Annotated in this window: 17 protein-coding genes; 8 read left to right on the top strand and 9 right to left on the bottom strand. The window is 66.1% G+C overall.

Features of this window, described 5'->3' with window-relative positions; all coding sequences use genetic code 11:
• Window positions 1–28: 28 nt before the first annotated feature.
• Window positions 29–1,789 carry a thiamine pyrophosphate-binding protein gene (locus PXJ20_RS20375; RefSeq protein WP_421032055.1) on the bottom strand — a complete coding sequence of 587 codons (1,761 nt, stop codon included), beginning with the start codon at window positions 1,787–1,789 and terminating at the stop codon, window positions 29–31.
• A 357-nt stretch (window positions 1,790–2,146) separates the two neighbouring features.
• Here PXJ20_RS20375 and sucC point away from each other — a divergent pair, with 357 nt between their 5' ends.
• Together sucC and sucD are read left to right on the top strand one after the other, a co-directional pair.
• Window positions 2,147–3,343 carry an ADP-forming succinate--CoA ligase subunit beta gene (gene sucC / locus PXJ20_RS20370; RefSeq protein WP_421032054.1) on the top strand — a complete coding sequence of 399 codons (1,197 nt, stop codon included), beginning with the start codon at window positions 2,147–2,149 and terminating at the stop codon, window positions 3,341–3,343.
• A gap of 1 nt (window position 3,344) precedes the next feature.
• A complete protein-coding gene (gene sucD, locus PXJ20_RS20365; protein WP_017775324.1) occupies window positions 3,345–4,223 on the top strand; it encodes a succinate--CoA ligase subunit alpha in 879 nt (292 codons plus the stop codon).
• 62 nt (window positions 4,224–4,285) lie between these two features.
• Here sucD and PXJ20_RS20360 read toward each other — a convergent pair whose 3' ends face one another.
• The 5 genes from PXJ20_RS20360 to PXJ20_RS20340 all read right to left on the bottom strand — a co-directional run bounded on the left by PXJ20_RS20360 (window position 4,286) and on the right by PXJ20_RS20340 (window position 11,568).
• On the bottom strand, window positions 4,286–5,017 hold the full coding sequence (locus PXJ20_RS20360; RefSeq protein WP_421032053.1) for a GntR family transcriptional regulator: 732 nt from the start codon (window positions 5,015–5,017) through the stop codon (window positions 4,286–4,288).
• Window positions 4,995–5,216, bottom strand: a complete 222-nt coding sequence (locus tag PXJ20_RS20355) for a hypothetical protein (protein WP_017775322.1) — start codon at window positions 5,214–5,216, stop codon at window positions 4,995–4,997. Before PXJ20_RS20355 ends, PXJ20_RS20360 begins: the two co-directional genes overlap by 23 nt.
• A gap of 176 nt (window positions 5,217–5,392) precedes the next feature.
• Window positions 5,393–6,991 carry an efflux transporter outer membrane subunit gene (locus PXJ20_RS20350; RefSeq protein WP_421032052.1) on the bottom strand — a complete coding sequence of 533 codons (1,599 nt, stop codon included), beginning with the start codon at window positions 6,989–6,991 and terminating at the stop codon, window positions 5,393–5,395.
• Window positions 6,988–8,313, bottom strand: a complete 1,326-nt coding sequence (locus PXJ20_RS20345) for an efflux RND transporter periplasmic adaptor subunit (protein WP_421032051.1) — start codon at window positions 8,311–8,313, stop codon at window positions 6,988–6,990. The genes PXJ20_RS20350 and PXJ20_RS20345 overlap by 4 nt, the downstream gene beginning before the upstream one ends.
• Before the next feature lie 12 nt (window positions 8,314–8,325).
• Window positions 8,326–11,568 (bottom strand): efflux RND transporter permease subunit, encoded by a 3,243-nt coding sequence (locus PXJ20_RS20340; RefSeq protein WP_421032050.1) that lies wholly within the window; start codon window positions 11,566–11,568, stop codon window positions 8,326–8,328.
• 210 nt (window positions 11,569–11,778) lie between these two features.
• Here PXJ20_RS20340 and PXJ20_RS20335 point away from each other — a divergent pair, with 210 nt between their 5' ends.
• The 3 genes from PXJ20_RS20335 to PXJ20_RS20325 all read left to right on the top strand — a co-directional run bounded on the left by PXJ20_RS20335 (window position 11,779) and on the right by PXJ20_RS20325 (window position 14,630).
• Window positions 11,779–12,453, top strand: a complete 675-nt coding sequence (locus PXJ20_RS20335; RefSeq protein WP_421032049.1) for a heavy metal response regulator transcription factor — start codon at window positions 11,779–11,781, stop codon at window positions 12,451–12,453.
• A complete protein-coding gene (locus tag PXJ20_RS20330; protein ID WP_421032048.1) occupies window positions 12,453–13,859 on the top strand; it encodes a heavy metal sensor histidine kinase in 1,407 nt (468 codons plus the stop codon). The genes PXJ20_RS20335 and PXJ20_RS20330 overlap by 1 nt, the downstream gene beginning before the upstream one ends.
• Window positions 13,860–14,231: 372 nt before the next feature.
• A complete protein-coding gene (locus PXJ20_RS20325; RefSeq protein ID WP_413215146.1) occupies window positions 14,232–14,630 on the top strand; it encodes a DUF2917 domain-containing protein in 399 nt (132 codons plus the stop codon).
• Window positions 14,631–14,760: 130 nt separating this feature from the next.
• Here PXJ20_RS20325 and PXJ20_RS20320 read toward each other — a convergent pair whose 3' ends face one another.
• Window positions 14,761–15,921 (bottom strand): porin, encoded by a 1,161-nt coding sequence (locus PXJ20_RS20320; RefSeq protein ID WP_421032047.1) that lies wholly within the window; start codon window positions 15,919–15,921, stop codon window positions 14,761–14,763.
• A 686-nt stretch (window positions 15,922–16,607) separates the two neighbouring features.
• Complete coding sequence (locus PXJ20_RS20315; RefSeq protein WP_421032046.1) at window positions 16,608–17,459, bottom strand: LysR family transcriptional regulator; 852 nt, start codon at window positions 17,457–17,459, stop codon at window positions 16,608–16,610.
• Between the two features lie 92 nt (window positions 17,460–17,551).
• On the opposite strand from PXJ20_RS20315, the gene PXJ20_RS20310 reads away from it, so the two are divergent.
• The 3 genes from PXJ20_RS20310 (at window position 17,552) to PXJ20_RS20300 (ending at window position 22,989) form a co-directional block, all read left to right on the top strand.
• The gene (locus PXJ20_RS20310; protein ID WP_421032045.1) at window positions 17,552–18,427 is read left to right on the top strand and encodes an EamA family transporter; all 876 of its coding nucleotides are present in this window, start codon (window positions 17,552–17,554) and stop codon (window positions 18,425–18,427) included.
• Window positions 18,428–18,901: 474 nt separating this feature from the next.
• A complete protein-coding gene (mprF, locus tag PXJ20_RS20305; RefSeq protein WP_421032044.1) occupies window positions 18,902–21,529 on the top strand; it encodes a bifunctional lysylphosphatidylglycerol flippase/synthetase MprF in 2,628 nt (875 codons plus the stop codon).
• Between the two features lie 104 nt (window positions 21,530–21,633).
• On the top strand, window positions 21,634–22,989 hold the full coding sequence (locus tag PXJ20_RS20300) for a virulence factor family protein (RefSeq protein WP_421032650.1): 1,356 nt from the start codon (window positions 21,634–21,636) through the stop codon (window positions 22,987–22,989).
• Between the two features lie 166 nt (window positions 22,990–23,155).
• Here the strand turns inward: PXJ20_RS20300 and ahpF are convergent, their stop codons facing one another.
• Window positions 23,156–24,754 carry an alkyl hydroperoxide reductase subunit F gene (gene ahpF, locus PXJ20_RS20295; RefSeq protein ID WP_421032043.1) on the bottom strand — a complete coding sequence of 533 codons (1,599 nt, stop codon included), beginning with the start codon at window positions 24,752–24,754 and terminating at the stop codon, window positions 23,156–23,158.
• Between the last annotated feature and the right edge of the window lie 5 nt (window positions 24,755–24,759).

Here is a 24,759-nt window from a genome sequence, read left to right as displayed (position 1 = left end):
CCTTCTCCTGATTCGCGTGATCGGCGCGTCACTTGTACATGGTCTGGTTCTTCGTGCCCGGCGCATATTCGCGCGGGTCGACCCAGATGTTCACCACCGCCGAGCGACCGGTGCGATGAATCGCTTCACGGGCACGCTGCAGGGCGCCCGCGATCTGCGCGGGGTCGCGCACTTCCTCGCCGTAGCCGCCCAGCATTTCGGCAAACTTGCTGAAGGGCACGTCGGACAGCAGGTTGCCGACGTTGCCGCGCTCTTCGCCGTACTTCGCCAGTTGTCCGTAACGAATCTGGTTCATCGCGGAGTTGTTGCCGATCACGGCGAGATACGGCACGCCGAAGCGATTGGCCGTTTCCATGTCGAAGGCGGTCATGCCGAACGAGCCGTCGCCGTAGTAGCAGAGCACTTCCTTGTTGGGATGCGCGAGCTTCGCGGCAATCGCGAAGCCAGTGCCCACGCCGAGCGATCCGAGTGCGCCCGGGTCCATCCATTGACCCGGCCGGCGCGGACGCACGGCTTGCGCGGAGATCGTCACCACGTCGCCGCCGTCGCCGATGTAGATGGTGTCCTCGCCGAGGAACGCGTTGAGTTCATAGGCGACGCGGTACGGATGAATCGGCGTGTTGTTCGACTTGAAGAGTGGCATCAGCTTTTCGGTGGCCGTCATTTCGGCATCCTGAAGCTGTGCCATCCACTTGCGCCGCGCTTCGCGCCGGTCGTTCTTGACGCGGCCGCTCGTGGCCTGCAAGACGGCATTGAGAATCGCACCGGGGTCGCCCACGAGGCCGAGGTCGATATCGCGGTTCTTGCCCACCGTGCGGTAGTCCATGTCGATCTGCACCAGCGTGAGCTCCTTGCTGATGCGCCGGCCATAGCCCATGCGAAAGTCGAACGGCGTGCCCACCACGATCAGCACGTCCGCGTTGGCGAAGGCCTGCGAGCGCGTGCGGTCGAAGTGATGCGGGTCGCCCGGCGGCAGCAGGCCGCGGCTTGCGCCGTTGAAGTAGCCGGGAATGTCGAGGCCGCGCAACAGCGCGATGGCTTCTTCGTGGCCGCGTGCCGTCCATACCTGCTGGCCGTAGAGAATGGCCGGCCGTTCCGAGTTGACGAGGATGTCGGCCAGTTTCTCGATGTCGCGCGGGTCGCCAATGGATTTCGTCGACGCGCGATAGTGGCCAGGTTGCGGAATCACGGCGCGCGTGAGGTCGACTTCGCGGTCCAGGACGTCGCGCGGAATTTCGAGATAGGCGGGCCCGGGTGCGCCGTTGAAGCACTCGCGTGCAGCCATGGAGATCATGTCGGCCACGCGTTCGGTACTGGGCACCGTGGCCGCGAACTTCGTGATGGGCGACATCATGTCCACGTGCGGCAGGTCTTGCAGCGAACCCATCTTGTGCTGACCCAGCGCGCCCTGGCCGCCAATGTGCAGCACCGGGCTTTCCGAGCGGAACGCCGTGGCGATGCCGGTCACCGCGTTCGTGCAGCCGGGGCCGGCCGTCGTCACCACGCAACCGAGCTTGCCGGTCTGGCGCGCATAGCCGTCTGCCGCGTGCGCGGCTACCTGCTCGTGACGCACGTCGATGATGCGGATGCCTTCGTCGACGCAGCCGTCATAGATGTCAATGATGTGGCCGCCGCACAGCGTGAAGATGGTGTCCACCCCTTCGTTCTTCAGGGCTCGCGCAACCAGATGGCCGCCCGAGACGATGTTCGCGTCACGGCTTTTCTGCTTGAGGGTGTCTTCTGCGGTCGTGGTGCCGCTGGGGCTGACGGGTGAAACCACTGCGGACATGGTCGTCTCCTGGTCGATCGGTTTGTTCAACGGCGACTGCTGCTCACATCGAAGACACCCGGCACGCGGATAGCCTGCGACCGCTTTTCAATACACCGTATGTGATATATCACATTCAATCAAGACGAATTTTCCCGTGCCATTCACTGGTGGTTCGAGCCAAATCTCTTTTTGGTTCAAGTGATTAACTCAAATTTTCCAGCCTTCGCGCCCTGCATTTCCGGGAAAACCCTGGACTTCGTCACGTCTTGATGACGTGTGATATATCACATACCATATTTTTAAGGTCGTCAAGCACGATCTTTCCCGCACCGGCTGCGGTGCCCTTTGGAACGGACGAACGCGAGCGAGGAGACAGTGAACATTCACGAATATCAGGCGAAGGCGCTGCTGCGGCAGTACGGCGTGGCGGTGCCCGAAGGGCGCGTGGCCTTTACGGCCCACGAAGCCGGCGAGGCGGCACGGGCGCTCAGCGGCCCGGCATGGGTCGTGAAAGCGCAGATTCATGCGGGCGGGCGCGGCGCAGGCCGTTTCGCCGACGACCCCAACGGCAAGGGCGGCGTGCGCGTCGTGCGCTCAGCGGAAGAAGTGACGAGCCACGCGGAGCAAATGCTGTCTTCCGTGCTGGTAACGAAGCAGACGGGGCCGGCCGGGCGCGAGGTGAAACGCGTCTACGTCGAGCAAGGTTGCGCGATTGCACGCGAGCTTTACCTGGGAATGCTGATCGACCGCAGCACCTCGCGCGTCACCGTGATGGCATCGACCGAAGGCGGCATGGAGATCGAGGACGTGGCCGCCCGCACGCCGGAGAAGATCGTGAAGCTCGCCATCGATCCGGCTACGGGCATGCAGGCCTACCACGCACGCCGGCTGGCGTTTGCGCTGGGGCTCTCAGGCAAGCAGATCAATGCAGCCACGCAGTTCATGCTGGCTGCGTGGCGCGCGTTCGTGGAACTGGATGCCTCCATCGTCGAGATCAATCCTCTCGTCGTCACGGAAGACGGCGACCTGCTCGCGCTGGACGCGAAGATCAACTTCGACGACAACGCCCTCTTCCGCCATCCGCAGATCGAAGCCATGCGCGACGAAGCGGAGGAAGACCCGGCCGAACTCGAAGCCGCGCAGCATGCGCTCAACTACGTGACGCTCGACGGCAACATCGGTTGCATGGTGAACGGCGCCGGCCTTGCGATGGCGACGCTCGACATCATCAAGCTCTACGGCGGCGAGCCCGCCAACTTCCTCGACGTGGGCGGCGGTGCCACGAAGGAACGCGTGGCCGCGGCATTCCGGCTGATTCTGCGCGACCCGAAGGTGAAGGGCATTCTCGTCAACATCTTCGGCGGCATCATGCGCTGCGACGTGATTGCCGAAGGCGTGGTTGCCGCGGCGCGCGAAGTGGAACTGGACGTGCCGCTCGTGGTGCGGCTTGAAGGCACCAACGTCGAACTGGGCAAACAGATCCTGCGCGAATCGGGCCTGCCCATTCTTTCCGCCGATCATCTCGCCAATGCCGCCGCCATGGTGGTCAAGGCCGTTGAAGGAGTGCACTGACATGGCCGTCCTCATCGATAGTGGTACGAAGGTGATTTGCCAGGGATTCACGGGCTCGCAGGGCACGTTCCATTCGGAACAGGCCCTCGCCTACGGCACGCAGATGGTGGGGGGCGTCACCCCCGGCAAGGGTGGCACGACGCATCTGGGGCTGCCCGTGTTCGACACCGTGGCCGACGCAGTGGAACGAACGGGCGCGAATGCTTCGGTGATCTACGTACCCCCGCCCGTGGCGGCCGACGCGATCCTGGAAGCCGTGGACGCCGGCGTGCCGCTCGTCGTATGCATCACCGAAGGCATTCCCGTGCTCGACATGGTGCGCGTGAAGCGTGCGCTGGCCGGTTCGCGCACGCGGCTCGTGGGTCCGAACTGCCCGGGCGTCATCACGCCGGGCCAATGCAAGATCGGCATCATGCCGGGCCACATTCATCGGCCGGGCAAAATCGGCGTGGTCTCGCGTTCGGGCACGCTCACCTATGAAGCGGTGGCGCAAACCACCGCGGCGGGACTCGGGCAAAGCACGTGCATCGGCATTGGCGGCGACCCCGTGAACGGCACGCACTTCATCGACTGTCTCGAAATGTTCCTCGCCGACGACGACACCGAAGGCATCATCATGATTGGCGAGATCGGTGGCAGTGCAGAGGAAGACGCCGCGCGCTTCCTGAAAGACGCGCGCACGAAGAAGCCCGTGGTGGGCTTCATCGCGGGCGTCAGCGCGCCGCCCGGCCGGCGCATGGGCCATGCGGGCGCAATCATTTCGGGTGGCACGGGCACGGCCGGCGCGAAGATCGAGGCCATGCGCTCGGCGGGCGTGCACGTCGCGCAGTCGCCGGCGGCGCTCGGCGCAACGATGGTCGAAGCGCTGCGGGCGATGTGATTCGGCGTGAGTGGAAGATGAACTAAAGCGGCGGGCGGCGCATGCGCCGCCCGCCGCCGTGTTCAATCGAGGAAGTCGCAGTTCGCTTCGACGTAAGCGGCCAGATCGAGCGAATGCTGGCGCACGAGCTTTTCCGCGAGTTCCGTGTCGCGCTTCTCCAGCGCCTCGATGATGCGCAGATGATCGACGATGGACCGCGACGCGCGATCGCTCTGCGAAATGGTCATGCGGCGAATCGCACGCACGTGGATGAAGATGTTCTTGATGGTGTCCAGAATGATCTGCGACTTCGAGAGTTCCACGATGGCCTGGTGAAAGGCGATGTTCGCGTCCGAGTACTCTTCGATGTGCTCGGCGGGCGTGGTGTCGCGAAAGTCGTCGAACATGTGGCGCAGCTTCGCGATTTCCCCGTCGCTCGCATGCAGCGTGGCAAGACGCGCCGCCATGCTTTCGAGCGCCGCCCACATCTGGATCATCTCGACAATCTCGCGCTTGCTCTTGCGCACGATATAGATGCCGCGGCGCGGCACCATGCGCAGAAAACCTTCCTGCTCGAGCAGCGTCATCGCCTCGCGCACCGGCGTGCGGCTCACGCCGAGCTTTTCGCTCAGTTCGCGCTCGTCCAGCCTTATTTCGTCGTGCGACTGGTAGATGTCCGCATCGGCAATGGCCTGACGCAGCATCGCGTAGGCCTGATCGCGCAAGCTGGCGCTCGCGTTGATGGGTTGCAACGCGAGCGTGAGAGGGGTCGCCATCGGCGTTACTCTCGCTTCAGTTCGAAGTTCCGACGACATTCATCGCCTCTTTACGGACAGCAGGACGATACGAAGCGGCGGGAACGGCAGCCGGCACGTCGCCCAGATCGGCAAACCGGCCGTGCAGAGCGGCCTGGCGCGCCACGGATGTCGGCACCCACCGGGTCAGCAGCACAGTTGCGGCAGCGCCCAGACCCACCACGGCGAGGGCAAAAAGCCCGAGAGATACAAATTCCATTTGAAGCTCCATAAGATTGAGAGAACGGATGACTCAATCATATGGTGCGTCGCCGCAAAAATCAATATTCCGTATGTAGTATATCAGATAGCCTGTCGGTAGATTACAACAGTCGGCCGACGAATGCCAGGACGCGCTCCGCCCTTTCTCACGGCACGCGCCGCGGCCATTCCGCCTTACCAGATACCTCCCAGCGCCTTCACGAGATCCACGCTCGCGTCCATTTCGCGCCGCCGCAAGTCGACGGCTGCGCGCTCGTTCGTGAGCGCCGTGTTCTGCGCCACCACCACATCCAGATAATTCACGGTGCCGACGCGGTATTGCTCGAGTTCCAGCTGCAGCGTCTTGTCGGCCGACTGCACCGCCGCATCCTGCTGCGTCGTCTCCTGCTGCAGGATGCGCAACGCCGCGAGGTTGTCCTCCACCTGCTGGAACGCCGCGAGCACCGTCTGCCGGTAGTCGGCCACGCTGGCGTCGTACTGCGCCTTCGCGCGGTCGGTCTCCGCTCTGCGACGGCCGCCGTCGAACAGGGTGCCCGCCAGTGCTGGCCCGAGCGACCACACGCGCGAAGGCGCCATCAGCCAGTTCGAGAGCGCCGAGCTTTCCAGCCCACCCGCCGCGGAGAGCACGAGGTTCGGGAAAAACGCCGACTCCGCGATGCCGATCTCGTCGTTGGCCGCGGCCACGCGCCGCTCGGCGGCGGCGATGTCGGGCCGGCGTTCCAGCAGCTGCGATGGCACGCCGGGCGGAATCGCAGGCGGCGTGAAGTCGGCTGCGGCGGGCGACAGCGTGAATGTGGAGGCCGGCTGACCGATCAGCGTCGCAATGGCGTGCTCGTATTGCGCGCGCGCCACGCCGAGGTCGAGGTCCTGCGCCTGGGTGGCTTGCAGCTGCGTGCGCGCCTGCTCCACGTCCGCCTGCGACGAGATGCCGATGCGATACCGGCTCGTGGTCAGATTGAGCGCCTGGCGGTAGTCCGCGAGCGTCTGGTCGAGCAGGCGTTGCGTGGCGTCGAGCGTGCGCAGATTGAAATAGTCGACGGCCAGCTCGGACTGCATGGCAAGCCGCACGCTTTCCAGATCCGCGGCGCTGGCCTGCTCGTTCGCGCGGGCGGCGTCGTTTTCATGCGCGACGCGGCCCCAGAGGTCCGGCTCCCACGTGGCGTCGGCCACCACGGCGTAGTCCTGGAACGTCTTGCCCGCCGTCTGCTGGTGACCGATGACGTTCGCCGAGTCATGCAGGTTCGACGCAGCCGTGGAGGCACCAATGGTCGGGAACCAGTCCGCGTGCGCGGAGGCCACCATGGCGCGCGCCTCGCGCCACTGCGCGGCGGCTTTCTGCACGGTCAGGTTCGACACGTCGACACGCGACTCCAACGCAGCGAGCTGCGCGTCGCCGAAGCGCGTCCACCATGAGCCGCGGGCGGCGGCATCGGCAGGCGTGGCGTGCGTCCAGGCGGACGACGCCGCGTCGCCACCCGCTACCTCAGTGGCAACGGCAGTGGCAGCGGCCGGCGACGAGGTGGACAACGCGCCCTCCTTGTACGCCGCAGGCACATCGACCTGCGGGCGCACGTAGTCAGGGCCGATCATGCAGCCACCCAGCAGCAGCGCGGCGAGCACGCCCGCAAGCGCGACACGAGCGTGCCGCATCGTGCCTTCATCGTTGTGGCGGCAGCGCTGGTCCGCAGCGCAGAGTCCACCCTCGCTTGCCGCCCTGGCGCCGACACGCTGCCTGATACGCCCGACGAGCCCGCAGAAAACATCGTCTATCATGATTGCGCCCCACCCGCTTGCGCGATGCGCACCTGCTCGCCATCGGTGATCGAGTCCGACGGATTCAGGACGACCTGATCGTTCGCCCCCACGCCGGTGACCACCTCGATGCGCGTACCGAAGTCGCGCCCTGGCGTGATCGTTTTCAGCACGACACGATGGCCGGCATCGACGGTCGCGAGCTGCACGCCCTGCGGCCGGTACAGCAACGCGTTCACGGGCACCGAAAGCCCCGGCCGCGCGCGGTGCAACGTCAGCCGCAGTTGGCCGTACGAGCCGGGCAGCACCGCACCGTCGTTGTTGGGCACATCCACTTCCACGCGCAGCGTGCGGGTGGACGGATTGATCGCCCCGCTGTTGCGCACCACGGTGCCGGCATGGCATTCGCCCGGCTGCTGCGTGAGGATGAGGCACGCCGGCGTGCCGTCGCTCACGGCCGGTGCATCGTTCTGCGGCACGTCGGCATAGACGCGCAGCGTGCGCGTCTGCGCGAGGTCGAACATCTCTTTGGCCGGACCGCCCGCGCTGCCCGCATCGATCAGCGCGCCCACGTCGACGTTGCGCGCCGTCACCACGCCGTCGAACGGCGCATAGACCTTCTCGTACGACTGCATCTGCGCAAGCCGCGCCACGTTCGACTGCGCCGCGAGCAGCGCGGCATGCTTCGCCTGCGCGTCGCTCACCTTGATGTCCGTCTCCTGCTGCGAGACCGCGTGCGTGTCCACGAGCTGTTGCCAGCGCGAGGCCGTTACCTGCGCAAGCTGGTCGTTTGCCCGTGCCTGCGCTTCGTCGGCGCGCGCGGCGCGCAGGGCTGCGTCCACTTCGGGAGCATCGATCACGGCGAGCAGTTGCCCCGCCTTCACGTGGGTGCCGATGTCGGCGTACCACGCTTTCAGATAACCGTTCGTGCGCGCGAAGACGGGCGTCTGCTGGTTGGCCTCGATGTCGGCCGGCAGCACGAGCGGCTGGTCAGCGGGCGCCACGGTAGGCTTCGTCACCTGCACCGTTGGGACTTCGAGCATCGCGGTCTGCTTCTTCAACGCCGCGTGGGCGGACAGGCGCGGCACGATGCCCGCCGCGAGCGCTGCCGCCACGGCGGCGGCCACCAAGGCAATGCGTCGACCACGTCGACCACGCCGACCGCACCGATTCCGTGCTGAGACCGGTTTGCCGGCAGGCAGGTCGGCGGCGGCGCTGCGCTCGCTGTCGTTCATCTGGCTCGTCTGGCTCGTCTGGCTCGTCCGGTCCGTGTTTTCACCGGCCGAAGCCTCGCCGGGTGCCTGCGCGTCGCGCGCGGCCGTGTCGAAATCGCTGGGAGACATGGTCAACTCCGCTCAATTCAGGATGCTGGTATCGATGGGCTGCTCCACCGCATGGCGCCGCCGCGAGGCGAGCCAGCCGTGCACGAGGGCGAACACCACGGGAAGAAGGAGCAGCGTCGTGGGCGTGCCGGCAAGCAGTCCGCCTATCACGGCGCGGCCCAGCGGCGCGTTCTGCTCGCCGCCGTCGCCGAGACCGAGCGCCATCGGCACCATGCCGATCACCATGGCGAGCGCCGTCATCAGCACCGGACGGAAGCGGCTCACGCCGGCCTCGAGCGCGGCCTTCAGCGGCGCCATGCCTTCGGCGATCCGCTCGCGCGCAAAGCTCACAACGAGAATGCTGTTCGCCGTCGCCACGCCGATGCACATCATGGCGCCCGTGAGTGCGGGCACGCTGAGCGTGGTGTGCGTGACGAACAGCATCCAGAGAATGCCGGCCATCGCGCCGGGCAACGCGCAGACGATCACGAGCGGATCGAGCCACGACTGGAAGTTCACGACCATGAGCAGGTACACGAGCAGCACGGCAAACGTGATGCCGGCCGCCAGACCCGCAAACGAGTCGTGCATGGTCTGCACCTGGCCGCGGATCACGACGCGCGCGCCGCGCGGCAACTGCGCTTTGGCCGCATCGACGATGCGCGTGACGTCCGCGGCCACACCGCCCAGGTCGCGCCCCTGCACAGAGGCGTAGATATCGATGACGGGCTGCACGTTGTAGTGCGACACCACCGCCTGCTGCGAGCCGCGCGAGAACGTGCCGAGCGTGCCGAGAATGCCCGTGACCGCGCCCGCGTTGCTGCCCGATCCGCCCGTGCCCGGCGTGAAGGTGGCCGCGAGCGGAATGTTGGCAAGCGTCTGCAGCGAGTGAATGTCGTACTGCGGCGTCTGCGTAATGACGGGGTAGCTCACGCCATTGGTGGGATTCAACCAGAAGTTCGGCGACGTCTGCGCGCTGCCCGAGAGCGCGATCAGCAGGCTGCGCGCCACGTCCTGCTGTTGCAGGCCCGCCTGCAATGCCTTGGTGCGATCCACGTCCACGTTGATGGCAGGCTGGTCGGCGGGCTGCTGAATGCGCAGGTCGACAAGCCCGTCCACGCCCCGCAGCTTTGCGAGCAGTGCATCGGCGAACGCGCGGTTCTGGTCGAGGTTCGTGCCGATCACCTGGATGTCGATGGGTGCGGGCAGTCCGAAGTTGAGGATCTGGCTCACCATGTCCGCAGGCAGGAACGAAAACGTGATGTCCGGAAACGCGGTGCCAAGCTTCTGCCGCAGCGCGGCCACGTACTGCGCTGTGGGATGGTGCTTCGCGTTGAGCGTGATGAGAATGTCGGCATCCGCGCTGCCGATGGGCCCCGAACTCGTATAGGAGAGGTTGATGCCGCTCGCCGGCAGCCCGATGTTGTCCACGATGGTGGAAAGCTCGGCAGGCGGAATCACGGTGCGGATGGTGCCTTCCACCTCGTCGGTCAGACGCGCCGTCTGCTCGATGCGCGTGCCCGTCTTCGCCCGCATGTGCAGGCGGATTTGTCCCGAATCGATCTGCGGGAAGAAATCGCGGCCAAGGAACGGGGCAAGCGCGAGCGAACCGAACGCGATCACGATGAAGCCCGCCACGAAGCGACGCGGCTGCGCGAGCGCCCGTTCGAGCGTGCGGCGATAGCGCTGGCGCAGACCTTCGAACGCGGCCTCGAAGCGCTGCTGGAAACGCCGCAGCGCCTGGAAGCGCGGCGCGCTGCCCGCGTCAGGCAGACCCGCCTCGCCTGTCGATTTCGTGTGTCGCAGCAGATACATCGCGAGCGTGGGCACCAGCGTGCGCGAGAGAAAGTACGACGCGAGCATCGCGAACACCACCGCTTCGGCCAGCGGCGTGAACAGATAGCGCGCCACGCCGGAGAGCAGCAGCATGGGCACGAACACGATGCAGATGGACAGCGTGGAGACGAGCGTAGGCACCGCGATTTCGCCGGAGCCGTAGAGAATGGCCTGCAGCAGCGGCTCGCCCTGCTCGAGATGGTGCGTGATGTTCTCGATGGCCACCGTCGCGTCGTCCACGAGAATGCCCACCGCGAGCGCGAGTCCGCCGAGCGTCATGATGTTGATGGTCTGCCCGAGCAGCGAGAGCGCGATCAGCGACGAGACAATGGCGAGCGGAATCGAGATCGCGATGATGAGCGTGGCGCGCCAGCTGCCGAGAAAGAGCAGGATCATGGCCGCCGTGAGCCCCGCCGCGATCAGGCCTTCGCGCACCACCCCCGACACGGCGGACTTCACGAAGGTGGACTGATCCGTCACGGTGCGGATGTCGAGCGCCGCCGGCATTTGCGAGCGGATGCGCGGCAGGAGCTGCTTGATGTTCGAGATGATGTCGAGCGTCGATACGCTGCCGCTCTTCTCCACTTCGAGCAGCGCCGCGCGCTGGCCGTCGTGGCGCACGATGTTGGTCTGCGGCGCGTAGCCGTCGCGTACGGTAGCGACGTCGTGCAGATAGATCACGGTGCCGTCCGGATTCGCGCGCACCGGAATCGCGTTGAGTTCGGCCACCGAGCGCGCCGCGCCGTTCATGTTCACGTTGTATTCGAACGTGCCGATCTTCGCGGTGCCGCCGGGCAGCACGAGGTTTTGGGCGTTGACGGCGTTCACCACGTCCGTCGGTGTGAGGTGCTTTGCGGCGAGCGCCTGCGGGTCGATGTCGACCATGATCTGCCGCACCTTGCCGCCGTACGGAATGGGCACCGCGGCGCCCTGCACCGTGGCCAGCTGCGTGCGGATGAAGTTGTTGCCGAGGTCGTAGAGCTGCTGTTCGGGCAACGTCTTGCTCGACAGCGCGAGTTCCATGATGGGCACGGTCGAGGCGTTGTACGTGAGCACGAGCGGCGGCAGCGTGCCGGGCGGCAGGATGCGCAAGAGCGACTGCGCGCCCGTGGACGCTTCGCTCATCGCACGCGTGATGTCCGCGCCCGGATGGAAGAAGATCTTGACGACCGCCACGCCGTTCAGCGACTGCGATTCGATGTGTTCGATGTCTTCCACGTCGGACGTCAGCGCGCGTTCGTACGGCGCCACGATGCGGCGCGACAGGTCTTCCGACGAGAGACCGTTGTAGCTCCACACCACGCTGATGACGGGAATGTCGATGTTCGGGAAGATGTCGGCGGGCGTGCGCAGGATCATCAACGGCCCGAGAATCGCGAGCAGCAGCGCGAGAACGATGAACGTGTAGGGGCGCCGCAGCGCGACTTTGACGATCCACATGGCGAAGACCCGGGCGCAGAAAAGATGTGCGCAGTCTGCGGGGTCTGCATTTGCGGCTCCATGGCGCAAGAATGACAAAGATGTAATGATGGCCGCGCCGCGCGCCGGGTATCATCGGCAACAGTTTTTGGCTCGTTTGTCTGCTCACTTCCAGCTCTTTCCAGCTTATTTTCTTAGCTCATTTTCCAGTTCACCAACGAGGGTGCCGTAATGAAGATTCTCGTGATCGAAGACGAGCCCAAGGCCGGCGACTATCTGAAGAAGGGCCTCGAAGAATCCGGCTTTGTCGTGGACGTCGCCCGCAACGGCGTGGACGGGCTGCACCTCGCGCTCGAGGAAGCACACGACGTGATCGTGCTCGACGTCATGCTGCCCGGCATGGACGGCTGGCAGGTGCTGCAGCAGTTGCGCGGCCGCAAGGACACGCCCGTGCTGTTCCTCACCGCGCGAGACGAAGTGGAAGACCGCGTGCGCGGCCTCGAACTCGGTGCGGACGACTACCTCATCAAGCCGTTCGCATTCGTCGAGCTGCTCGCGCGCGTGCGCACCCTCGCGCGGCGCGGCCAGGCGCGCGAGGGCGACGCACTCACCATCGCCGACCTCGAAATCAACGCGAGCCAGCGGCGCGTGCGGCGCGCGGGCAAGCGCATCGACCTCACGCCGCGCGAGTTCGCGCTGCTGCATCTGCTCGCAAGACGCACCGGCGAGGTGCTGAGCCGCACGCAGATCGCCTCCTACGTCTGGGACATGAACTTCGACAGCGACACGAACGTGGTGGACGTCGCCATTCGCCGCTTGCGCGCGAAGATTGACGACGACTTCGCCGTGAAGCTGATTCATACCGTGCGCGGCGTCGGCTACGTGCTCGAAGCGAGAGAAGGCTGATGCGCCGGCCGCTGTCGCTTACCGCGCGGCTGGCGCTCTGGTTTGCCGCCATCACGGTGCTCGTGTTCGCGGCGGGCGGCGCCGTGCTCTACGACGCGCTCGCCGATCAGATCCGCGCGCAGGACGACCTTGATCTCGTGCTCACCGCGCGCCACCTGCGCCGCCTCGCCGAAGAACTGCAGGGCATCGACGACATCCGCGAGCACGAGTCGCGGCTCAACAGCCTCGTGCTCGGCAACCAGGCGTTCTTCATGCGCATCACGGACAAGGCCGGCAACGTGCTGCTCGAACGCAACCCGTCGCAGTTTGCGATCGGCACGCTGAAGCAGGTCTCCTTCACGCACCGCATTCTCGAACACGACGTGACTGCGTGGCGCGGTGCGGGCGGCTTGAGCCTGCGCGGCGTCGCCACGGGCATGCAGTTGCGCGACGGCAGCGTGATCGAAGCCGTGGTGGGCCGCGAGATGAGCGACCGCGAAGCGTTGCTCGCGCGTTACCGGCTCATCATTGCGGGCATCACGCTGTGCGCGTTCACGGCGGCGGCCATACTCGGCTACGCGGCCGTGCGCGAGACGCTCAAGCCGCTGCGCGACATGGCGGGCAGCGCCGCGCGCGTCACGGTGGGCGCGCTCGATACGCGCATCGATGCGGCACAAGCGCCCGCCGAACTGCGCGCGCTGGCCAACGCGCTGAACGCGATGCTCGCCCGGCTCGAACTCGGCTATCAGCGGCTCTCGCAGTTCACGGCGGACCTCGCCCACGATCTGCGCACACCGCTAGGCAACATGCGCGGCGCGAGCGAGGTGGCGCTCGCGCGGCCGCGTTCCGTCGACGAATATCAGGCGCTGCTGGTGTCGAACATCGAGGAATGCGAGCGCCTGTCGCGCATGGTCGAAAACGTGCTGTTCCTCGCGCGCGCCGAACATCCGCAATTCGCGCGCAGTGCGAGCACGTTCGCAGCGCAGGAAGAACTCACGCGCATTGCGGACTACTTCGAAGGCATCGCGGACGAAAACGGCATTGCCCTTCGCGTGGACGCGAAGGGCACCTTGCGCGCCGACGTGGACCTGTTCCGCCGCGCGGTGAGCAACCTGCTCGCCAACGCGTTGCGCTACACGCCGCGCGGCGAGACCGTGACGCTGAGCGCCGCGCCGGACGCCCAGGGCATCACGGTCACGGTGGCCAACCCCGGGCCCGTCATCGCACCGGAGCATCTCGAACGGATCTTCGACCGCTTCTACCGCGCCGACGAATCGCGCACGAGCACGGCGGCCGGCTCCACGGGTCTCGGCCTCGCGATCGTGCGGACCATCATGGACCTGCACGGCGGCACCGTGAGCGTGCAAAGCGACGAGGCAGGCACGCGGTTCCATCTGCATTTCCCATCGGCGTGGAAGGCTGCATGAAGGGCTGCATGAAGGGCCGCATGAGGGGTCGTATGAAGGGCTGCATGAGTGACCGCATGAAGGGCTGCGTCCGCTGCGGCGAGCCTGCTCGCGAATGTTTTTTCGGCGCAGGTTGACACAAAGATTGACAATTACCCGCCAGTCGAGACACACTCGTTCGCATGCATACGCCAGCCCTCGCCACCATCGCGATTAATAAGCCAATGAACAACCATTGGGGTTACGCCCGTTGGTTCGAGTCATGGGGGACGCGTGCGCGATAGCAGGTAGCATCACTTGCGTATCACAAGGCCCCGCCGACAAGGTTTGGGGCCTTTTAGTTTGTGGTGACGGCGCCCTTCCTCTGTCGGCTTCTACTGACGGAGAAAGAAGATGGAAGAGGCGTCACAGCAGTCCAGCTTGCAGTCCGCATCTCAGTTGTTAAGCCGCCGGCCCGCGCAGCAAAACCCGCGCGACGACGAGGCATTGCCGAAGCTCGTGCTCCATTTCGCGGTGAACCCGGCCGTCACCGTCACCTGGCGCGTCACCGCCGATGCCGAACTGCGCGTGCACAGCGAACGCATCTGGCTCACGCGCATTCGCTCGCCCTACGACTACTGGATGAAGGCGGGCGAGACAATGCGCCTGCAACGCGGCGAGCGGATCTGGCTCAGCACCGACAGCCACGAAGCCGCACGGGTCTCGCTGACGAGTGCGTGGCGGGCACCGCGCACGGTGCTCGCGCGTTTCTCGGGCCTGTTCGCCGGCTTGTTCCGCGTGTTCGCAACGTGACGGGAGGCCGTATTGAAGCGCCATCCGGTCACGACGATGCGGAGCCGCCGCCGCGTACCGCGTTCGCCCTTTTCACCCTTTTCGGGGCAACGCGGCCGCGCGGCGACGTGCATGGCGCGACCAACACCGGTCAGAACTTGTGGCGCAGCCCCAGATTGACCATCTCCTGCGTGCTCGTGCCGGCATAGCCGTACGAGCCGATGGACGCCTGTGCCGGCATCGAACCGCCCGTACCGTTGCCCGTCTGGCCGCTCGCGTGCTGATATGCGGCGGTCAAATAGACGTCGGTGCGCTTCGAGAGGTTGTAGTCGGCGCCCAGCGAAACCTGGTGATAAGTGGCGGACGTATCGCCGCTTGCTTTCGTGTAGCTGTAGCCGAGCCCCACCAGCAACGGCGCGGCAACCTGGTAGTTCAACCAGCCCTGGCCCGTGTTGTACTTCTCGCTGGAAACGAAGGTCGAGCTGCTGTCGGGACGGTATTGCGCGTTGCTGTAGGCGAGGCCGAACGTGAACTGGCCGAGCGCATATTGGCCCGCCACGCGCGCGATGGAAAGCGAGTGGGCAGTCTGGTAGCCGGTGTTGACGGGACCGTCGAAGGTGCCGTCCGACGTGCTGTCCCATGTCGTACGCGGCACTGCTGTCGCCTGGCTGTTGGCGGCATAGAAGTAGCCCGCGGCCACGCCGAGCGGCCCGTTCGTGTACGACACCGCCGCCGCGTACGACTGCCCCGCGCCCGTGCTGCCCACCACGCCGCCGAACGAATACATCGCCTCGGCCTGCAGGCCGTACCAGACCGGCGACGCGTATTTCACGGCGTTGTTCACGCGAAAACTGTTGTCGTAGTTGTCCACGTCGCCCGCCGTGGCGAAGGCGCTGCCGAAGTAGTTGTCTTCGGTGAGGCCCTGCACGAGGTCGATCAGCGGATCGTACTGACGCCCGAGCGTGAGCGAGCCGTACTGCGCGCTCGCCAGCCCGACATAAGCCTGACGGCCGAACAGGCGGCTGCCCTGGCCGAGTTGTCCTGTCGAAGGATTGAAGCCGTTTTCGAGCTGAAAGATTGCATGGAGACCGCCGCCCAGGTCTTCCGAACCCTTGATACCCCAGCGCGTGCCGGAGAGGTTGCCGTTGCTGCTGTTGCCGAGCGCCCAGAGATTCTGGTTGCCCTGAGCGTTGTGCACGTAGGTGATCGAGGTATCGATGGTGCCGTACAGCGTCACGCTGGTCTGCGCGTGGGCCGCGCCGGCCGCAAACAGTGCGGACGGCGCCAGCATGGTAAGGGCGAGTCTTTTCATTGATGTTCTCCTGTTTATAAACGAGGCAATGCGCGCGAAATGGGTAGCCAATGAGGCTAACCAATGAGATTGACCCATGCTGCAATTGCCCGAGGAGACTAACCCGCCTTAATTCCAGTCGATTCGCTGACTAAACGCGTTGTATCAAAATGGTGACGAGCGGCCAATGAAATTCCCATTATTCCGCACAATTGTTATTCGACGGATAAGAAATAATGACGGTACCTGCATGCGGTGTATCGGCAGGACCTGTCGCTTTGTACGGCATTCGTCCTGAAACAGCGGCTAAACGGGCATCAGGCGAGCCCGCGAGCGATCGGCATCGTCATTCCTGCATCACATTCAACACTGAATTGCCATTTCCGGAATCAATATCGTCAGTGGATTTCGCTATATTCGGGCGGCTTTGTTGCATCGTCTTCCCGAAGGCGATCTCCTCGATCTCCACGCTGATTCGGCCCGTCCGGCCGCATGATGCGCTTACGCGGCTTCGGCCGCGTTTTTCTTTTCCGGTGGCTTCGGCCGCGTTTTTCTTTTTCGGTGGCTTCGGCCGCGTTCTTCCCTTTTAATGGCCTCGGCCGCATTTTTCCCATTCGGCGATTCTGGCTGCGCCTTTCTCTCTCGGACTTCGGCTGCACCTCTTTCCCATTCAGCGGCCTCTGCCACGTGCGCTCTGCGCGCTTTCTCTACGCCACCAACTGCTTGAGCAACGCCTCCACCGCGTTCACGAGACCGTCCTCTTCATTGCCGGCCCGCCGCGCGAGTCCAATTTCGATGTCGGGCAGCACGGGCAGACCGACCGCGTCGGGCACGCGCGCGATGCCCGGTCCGGTCGCCGTGGGCAACAGCGTAGCCACGCCGACGCCCGCCCGCACCGCCGCCTGAACCGCCGAAAGACTGCCGCTTTCGAACGCCACCTTCCACTGGCGCCCCGCCTGCGCGAGCGCCGAAAAAATGACGTTGCGCCAGCGGCACGGCTCCGAGAACAGCACGAGCGGCAGCGGGTCTGAGAACGCATCGAAGCCCTCGGCCGCCGCCCACCAGAGCGGCACATGCGTGCCCCAGCGCAGCGGCCGTTCCAGAAACGCGGCATCGCAGAGCGCAAGCTGAATGCGGCCCGCCTCCAGCGCGGCCATCGTCTCGGCACCGCCCAGCACCAGTAGTTCGAGCGTCGTCGAGGGATGCAGACAACTGAAGTCCGCGAACGCGGCGGGCAACGCAGTACCGGTGAGGTCTTCCAGGAGACCCACGCTGCAACGCCCCGACAACGTGGCGCGGGGCGCGGCCGCCAGCGCCTCGCCCGAAAGCGCGACGATGCGCTCGGCGTAGGGCAGCAACGCCATCCCCGCATCGGTCAGCGAAACGCCTTTGGCCGCGCGCTGAAACAGCGCGTCGCCCACCAGTTCTTCGAGCCGGCGCAATTGCTGGCTGAGCGCCGGCTGCGTGCGCCCGAACGCCTGCGCCGCGCGGCTGATGCTGCCGAGCCGCACGCAGGCAAGAAAGACGCGCAACGATCCGATATCGAGATCCATAGCCATAAGAGAACGTTATGGGAGGCGATAGATTCTGCCACGTTCCTTTGAACCCAGCGCGCGCGTACTGTGGTGACACTATCGACGGAGACTCGACCGTGACACCGCAAGCCACCGAATCCGCATCGCCGCGCCTCGCGGGCCCCGCGCTCGCGACGGGCTCCATGATCAGCGTGCAGTTGGGCTCGGCGCTCTCCGAGCCGTTGATGGCCGCGCACGGCTCCGCCTCCGTCACCGCGTCGCGGCTGGTGTGCGCCGCCCTTGTACTGCTCCTGTTGGCGCGGCCGCGTCTCTTGCGGTTGACCGGCGCCCAATGGCGGGCGGCGCTCGCGCTCGGCACGGCGATGGCGGGCTTGACGCTCTGCTACTTCGAGGCAGTGCTGCGTATTCCGCTTGGCGCCACGGCGACCATCGGCTTTCTGGGGCCGCTCGCGGTGGCCGCCACGGCGCTGCGCGGCTGGCCGCGCTTCGCGTTGCCGGTGCTGGCCGGCGCCGGCGTGCTTGCCATGAGCACGGGCAGCGCCCACGGTCCGCTGGACCCGGCCGGCATGCTGCTGGCGTGCGGCGCCGCTTTGGGCTGGGGCGCGTACATCGTCCTTACCCGTCGCGTCGGCCAGCTGTTTTCGCAGCAGGAAGGACTCGCGCTGTCGCTCGCCGTTGCCGCCGTCGTCGCCTTGCCGGTAGCGCGCACGCTCGATCCGGCCGGCTTGCCCGCCGCCCTGTGGCCGACGGCCGCAGGCCTCGCGCTGCTCGTGCCGCTCCTGCCGTATTCGCTCGAAATGATGGCGCTGCGGCGCATGAACATGGGCGCCTTCAGCGTGCTCATGAGCCTTGAGCCCGCGATCGGCGCGGCGCTGGGCTTCGTGGTGCTGCATGAACGGCTCTCGGCGACGCAACTGCTCGGCATGCTCGCCGTGATGGCCGCAAGCGTCGCCGCCGTGCGGCTCACCACGCAAGGCCGGGCCAAGGCTTAGTTCCGGAGGCCTGATCCCTGGGACCTGGTCCCCTGAGCGCTCGCTTCGACGCGCCCCATTTGCCCCCATTTGCCCCCCCATTTACCGGCCCACCTTCAGCGGCACCGACTTCCCGCGCTGGCCCCGCTCATCGCCGGCCCGATCGACAAAGCGTCCGCAAAACACAAATAAACGCCGGCCCGGATTAAATCTTTCATTAACACAACAAATCCAGACATTTCCCTAAAGCCCGTCAACCATTCGGCCGTTATAAGCGTTTGCTGTCTTTTACGAAATCTTTACGCGCGCTAACGGGCGGAACACGCCGGTGGGCGCATACGCAGGCGCGCGGTCACGCGCTAGAAGGGTCGGCGGAAGCTCCGCCCGCCCGACACGCGTAAACAAGCTGTAAAGGATCGACCGTGCCGCCGCCGGACAGCGCCTCGAACTTCGAGGTCACAGCGGCACGATGCCAGTCCATATCCTTGCCGATACATGTCCGACACTGATTCATCCCGCTTCGCCCGCGTCCGTGCTCTTGCGCGGCGCGTCTGTGGCTCGCGGCACCTGCAGCGCTTTACGGTGCCCGTCCTTGCGGCAAGCGTGTGCGCGCTCCTGCTGCTGGTCTTTCAACACCTCTCGCAAACCGTCAATTACCGCTCCGTCGTCTCGCACCTGTATCACCTGAGCGCGAGCGAGTGGATCGGCGCGCTCGGCGCCACCGCCGCGAGCTTCGTGGCGCTCGTCGGCCGCGATGCGGTGGCGCTGCGCTACGTCGATGCCAAAGTGCCGCGCCTGCCGCTGTGGGTGGGCGCCACCGTCGGCTCGGCGCTGGGCAACGCCACGGGATTCGGCGCGCTGACGGGCGGCGCCGTGCGCTGTCGCGTGTACGGCGTGGCGGGCGTCACGCCCGTGCAGGTGGGCCGCATGACCGTGTTCACGAGCGTCACGCTCGCACTGGCCCTCGCGATGATGACGTCGGCCGGCATGGTCGCCTCGGCCGGCACGCTCGCCGGCATGATGGGGCTCGCGCCCGACACGCTGCGGCTCTTCGGCGCAGTGCTGCTCGCCGGCAGCGGCGCCTTGATCGCGGCGTGCGGCACGGCGCCTAAAAAGCTGCGACTCTTCGGTCGCGACGCCCTCTCGTTCAACATTCCGGCACGCCGCGACCTCGTGGCGCAACTCGCGCTCGCCGCAGTCGACGTGGTCGCGGCCGGCCTCGCGCTCTGGGCACTCTTGCCGCACGGCGACACGTCGGCAACCGCGCACGTGGGCTTTGTCCAGTTCGTCACCGTCTACGCGGCCGCGATGCTGCTCGGCATGATCGGCCACACGCCGGGCGGCGTGGGCGTCTTCGAGGCGGCGATGGTCTACGCGCTCGGCGGCAGCGTGCCGATGCCGCAGGTGCTCGCCGCGCTGCTCGCCTATCGGGCGATCTACTTCGGCGTGCCGCTCGCGCTCTCCGCCGGCGTGCTCGCCGTCTTCGAAGGACGCGCGCTCAAGGCACCGCTCGCGTCCGGGTTTGCGCAGCGCGGTGCGCAAAGCGTCTCGCAGCTCGCGCCGCTCTTTCTCGCCATCTGCACCTTCGTGGTGGGCGGCATGCTCGTGATTTCGGGCGCGACGCCCGCGTTCATGAAGCGCATCGCGATCCTGCAAACGGTGCTGCCGCTGTGGGTCATGGAAAGCTCGCAGATGCTCGCGAGCCTGTTCGGCGTGCTGCTGCTCTTCGTGGCCCGCGGTCTGCTGCGGCGCCTCGACGCGGCCTGGTGGTTCGCGCTCATCATTGCGTCGCTGAACCTCGCGCTCTCGCTCGCCAAGGGTCTTGCGTTCGTGGAAGCGGGCGTGCTGTGCGTGCTGATTGCGTTGCTGCTCGCCACGCGCAAGCGCTTCAACCGTCATTCGTCGCTGTTCGCCGAACGCTTCACGCCGGGCTGGCTGGTCTCGGTGGGCATGGTGATCGCGCTCGCGGTGTGGCTGCTCTTCTTCGCTTTCCGCGACGTTCAATACTCACAGCACCTCTGGTGGCAGTTCGCATTCGACGAACGCGCGCCGCGCGCTCTGCGCGCCACACTCGCCGCCGGCCTGCTTGCGGCGGCGCTCGCGTGCTGGCAACTGCTGCGGCCCGCGCCGGGCCGCTTCGAAAAGCCCGAGGAGGCCGATCTGCTCGAAGCCGCGCGTATCGTGCGCGCCCAGGAGCGCAGCGACGCCGTGCTCGCGATGATGGGCGACAAGAGCTTCCTGTTCTCCGAGTCGCGCGAAGCCTTCCTCATGTACGCCAAGCGCGGACGCACGTGGGCCGCGCTGCACGACCCGGTGGGTTCGCGCTGCGAATGGCCCGACCTGATCCGCCAGTTCGTCGCACTCGCTCACGCGCACGGCGGGCGCGCCGCGTTCTACCAGGTGCGCGCCGATGCGCTGCCGCTCTATCTGGATGCCGGTCTCACGCTCATGAAACTCGGCGAGGAAGCGCACATCGCGCTGCCCGAGTTCGAACTGAAGGGCTCGCACCGTGCGCATCTGCGCTACGCGTTGAAGCGCGGCGAGCGCGACGGCTTTTCCATCGAGCTGATCGAGCCGGACCGCGTGCCCGACTGCCTGCCCATCCTGCGCGAGATCTCCGACGCGTGGCTGGAAAGCCGCGTGGCGCGCGAAAAGAGCTTCTCGGTGGCGGCCTTCACGGCGGGCTACCTCGCGGCGCAATCCGTGATGCTGGTGCGCCAGCAGGGCAAGCCGCTCGCCTTCGTCACCTTCATGACCACCGACCTCCATACCGAAGCGACGGTCGGCGTGATGCGCCACCTGCCCGACGCTTCGCCCTACGCCATGGAATATCTGTTCACACAGCTCGCGCTGCATCTGAAGAGCGCGGGCTTCCGCTCGCTGAGCCTCGGCGTCGCGCCGCTCTCGGGCATGCAGCCGACACCGCTCGCTTCGCCCTGGCACCGCGCCGCGGCGCTCGCCTGGCGCTTCGGCGGCTGGTTCTACAACTTCCGCGGCCTGCGCGGCTTCAAGAACAAGTTTCAGCCGCACTGGGAGCCACGTTATCTGGCGGCTTCCGGGTCGGTTAGCGTGCTGCTCACGCTGGCCGATCTTTCGCTTTTGGCGGGAGGGTCGCGGTCGTGAAGGCTACTGGGTTGATTCAAGTAGGTTTGATCCGGGCAGCACGCGTGGTTCGTGAGCCGGCTTCGGCTTCGGCAGGCCGCAAGGTAGCCGGCTCGCCGCGCCTCGTGCGCGCGGCGTCGGCCGCGCTGTTGACGTTCGCTTCGGCCCTCGCCTTCGCGCCTTCCGCGCACGCCGAAACACCCGACCACGTAGCGGGCGGCCGCTATGGCGACGTCACCGTCACGAAGCCCGCGGGCGACATGCGTGGCTTCGTCGTGCTGTTTTCGCAGGCAAGCGGCTGGGCGCCGTCCGACCAGCAGGCCGCGGACGCGCTCGCGCGCCACGGCGCCCTCGTGGTGGGCGTGGATACGGCGCGCTACGCCGCGAAGCTCACCGCCGCCACGCGCGAAAACTGCCACAAGCTTTACGGCGACGCCGAAGCGATCGGGCATCAGCTTGAACGCCAGGTGGAATCGAACCGCTATTACTCGCCGATTGTCGCCGGCACGGGCGAAGGCGCGCTGCTCGCGGAACGCACGCTCGCGCAGGCGCCGGCCAATACGATTGCAGGCGCGGTATCGGTCGATGCGGACAAGACGCTCGACGCGCGCTTCGCGCCCTGCCCCGCCGACCCGGCTCTGAGCCGCGGCCCCGGACTGCCTGGATTCCTCGCCAAAGGCATGACCCGCGCGGCGAATTCCGCAGCCGGCTCCGCGATTCCTGCGACGACAACCGGTGCACACCAGATCACCCAGGAGACGTTCGCCCCCGGCATGACGAAGGCCGCGCGCCTCGTCGCGCTGACCGAGCCGCATCTGCGCGCCGAGGTCCAGAGCGAAGAGGACGTCTCCGACTTGCCGCTCGTCGAACTGCCTGCGGCGCACCCTTCGGACATGCTCGCTGTCGTGATTTCCGGCGACGGCGGCTGGCGCGATCTCGACAAGACCATTGCCGAAGCGATGCAGCGGCAAGGCGTTTCGGTGGTGGGATGGGATTCGCTGCGCTATTTCTGGCGCGAAAAGACGCCCGCACAAACCAGCCACGATCTGGCCCGCGTGCTGAAGACCTACAGCGCGCGCTGGCACACGCGCCAGATCGCGCTCGTCGGCTATTCGTTCGGCGCCGACGTCATGCCGTTCGCGTACAACCGCCTGCCCGAGGCGATGCGGGCGAAGGTGTCATTCGTGTCGCTGCTGGGCTTCGCGCCCGACGCCGATTTCCAGATTCGCGTGACCGGCTGGCTCGGCATGCCTGCAAGCGACAAGGCGCTGCCGGTGAGCCCCGAACTCGCGAAGATGCCGCCCGCCATCGTGCAGTGCGTGTACGGCGAGCGCGAGCCCGATTCGCTGTGTCCGTCGCTCGCGGGCAAGGGCATCGAACTCGTGCGCACGCCGGGCGACCATCACTTCGGCGGCAATTACGATGCGCTCGCGAAGCGCATCGTCGATAGCTGGAAGAAGCAGATCGGCTTGCGCGGCTGAGTGCGGCTGAGTGCGGCTAAGGGCGGCTAAGGGCGGCTAAACGCGCGCGGCTGATCGCGCCGCATTCCACGCGATCGCATCCCGTCGCGCCCAATGAAAAAACGGCCCGCCATTCATGGCGGGCCGTTTCTTTTTTGCTGAGCTGACCAGCTGTGCCGGCGTCGGCTTATTCCACTTCGGCCAGTTGCTGCGCGTCTTGCTCACGCTCCACCGACGAGCGGATCAGATGCTCGAACGCGCCCAGCGAAGCCTTCGCGCCTTCGCCCACTGCGATCACGATCTGCTTGAACGGCACCGTCGTCACGTCGCCGGCGGCGAACACGCCCGGCACCGACGTCTGGCCCTTCGCGTCCACTTCGATCTCGCCGTGCTTCGAGAGCGCGACCGTGCCCTTGAGCCATTCCGTGTTCGGCACGAGGCCGATCTGCACGAATACGCCTTCCAGTTCGAGATGACGCTTCTCGCCCGTGGTGCGCTCCAGATAGTGCAGGCCCGTGACCTTGCTGCCGTCGCCGGCCACTTCCGTGGTCTGCGCCTGCTTGATGACCGTCACGTTCTTGAGGCTGAACAGCTTGCGCTGGAGCACGGCATCGGCACGCAGTTCGGCGCCGAATTCGAGCAACGTGACGTGGCTCACGATGCCGGCGAGGTCGATCGCCGCTTCCACGCCGGAGTTGCCGCCGCCGATCACAGCCACGCGCTTGCCCTTGAAGAGCGGGCCGTCGCAGTGCGGGCAATACGCCACGCCGCGGTTGCGGTACTCGCGCTCGCCCGGCACGTCGATTTCACGCCAGCGCGCGCCCGTCGCAATCACCACGCTCTTCGCGCGCAGCACCGCGCCGCTCGCGAGGCGAATCTCGATCTGCTCGCCCGGCACGAGCGCCTCGGCACGCTGCAGATTCATGATGTCGACGTCATAGGCGCGCACGTGCTGCTCCAGCGCCGCCGCGAACTTGGGTCCTTCGGTTTCCTGCACGGAGATGAAGTTTTCGATGGCGAGCGTATCCAGCACCTGGCCGCCGAAGCGTTCCGCCACCACACCTGTGCGGATGCCCTTGCGCGCCGCGTAGATCGCGGCTGCGGCGCCCGCGGGGCCGCCGCCCACCACGAGCATATCGAAGGTTTCCTTCGCGTTGAGCTTCTCGGCCGCGCGCGCACTCGCGCCAGTATCCAGCTTCGCGAGGATCTCTTCCACGCTGCAACGGCCCTGGCCGAAGACCTCGCCGTTCAGGTACATCGTGGGCACCGCCATGATCTGGCGCGCTTCCACTTCGTCCTGGAACAGTGCGCCGTCGATCGTCACGTGGCGAATGCGCGGATTGATCACCGACATCACGTTGAGCGCCTGCACCACCTCCGGGCAGTTCTGGCACGACAGCGACACATAGGTTTCGAAGGCGAAATCGCCGTCGAGGTTGCGAATCTGTTCGATCACTTCCGGCTCGAGCTTCACCGGATGCCCGCCCACCTGCAGCAGCGCCAGCACGAGCGAGGTGAATTCGTGGCCCATCGGAATGCCCGCGAAACGCACGGCGATGTCCGTACCGGGGCGGCGCAGCGTGAACGAAGGCGCGCGCTCGCCCTGGGCTGCCGCGTCGCGATGCTCGGCAAGCGTGATGCGATCCGACAGGGAAGCGATTTCCTGCAGCAGCCCCTGCAATTCCGCCGACTTCTCGCCGTTGTCGAGAAATGCGGCGATCTCGATAGGCTGCGTGATTTTTTCGAGATAGCTCTTGAGTTGATTCTTGAGATTGGCGTCGAGCATGGCGA

Origin of the sequence: Paraburkholderia sp. A1RI_3L, assembly GCF_048957895.1 — a bacterium.
In the GTDB taxonomy this organism is placed as follows: domain Bacteria; phylum Pseudomonadota; class Gammaproteobacteria; order Burkholderiales; family Burkholderiaceae; genus Paraburkholderia; species Paraburkholderia kururiensis.
This window is presented reverse-complemented; position numbering and strand designations above follow the sequence as displayed.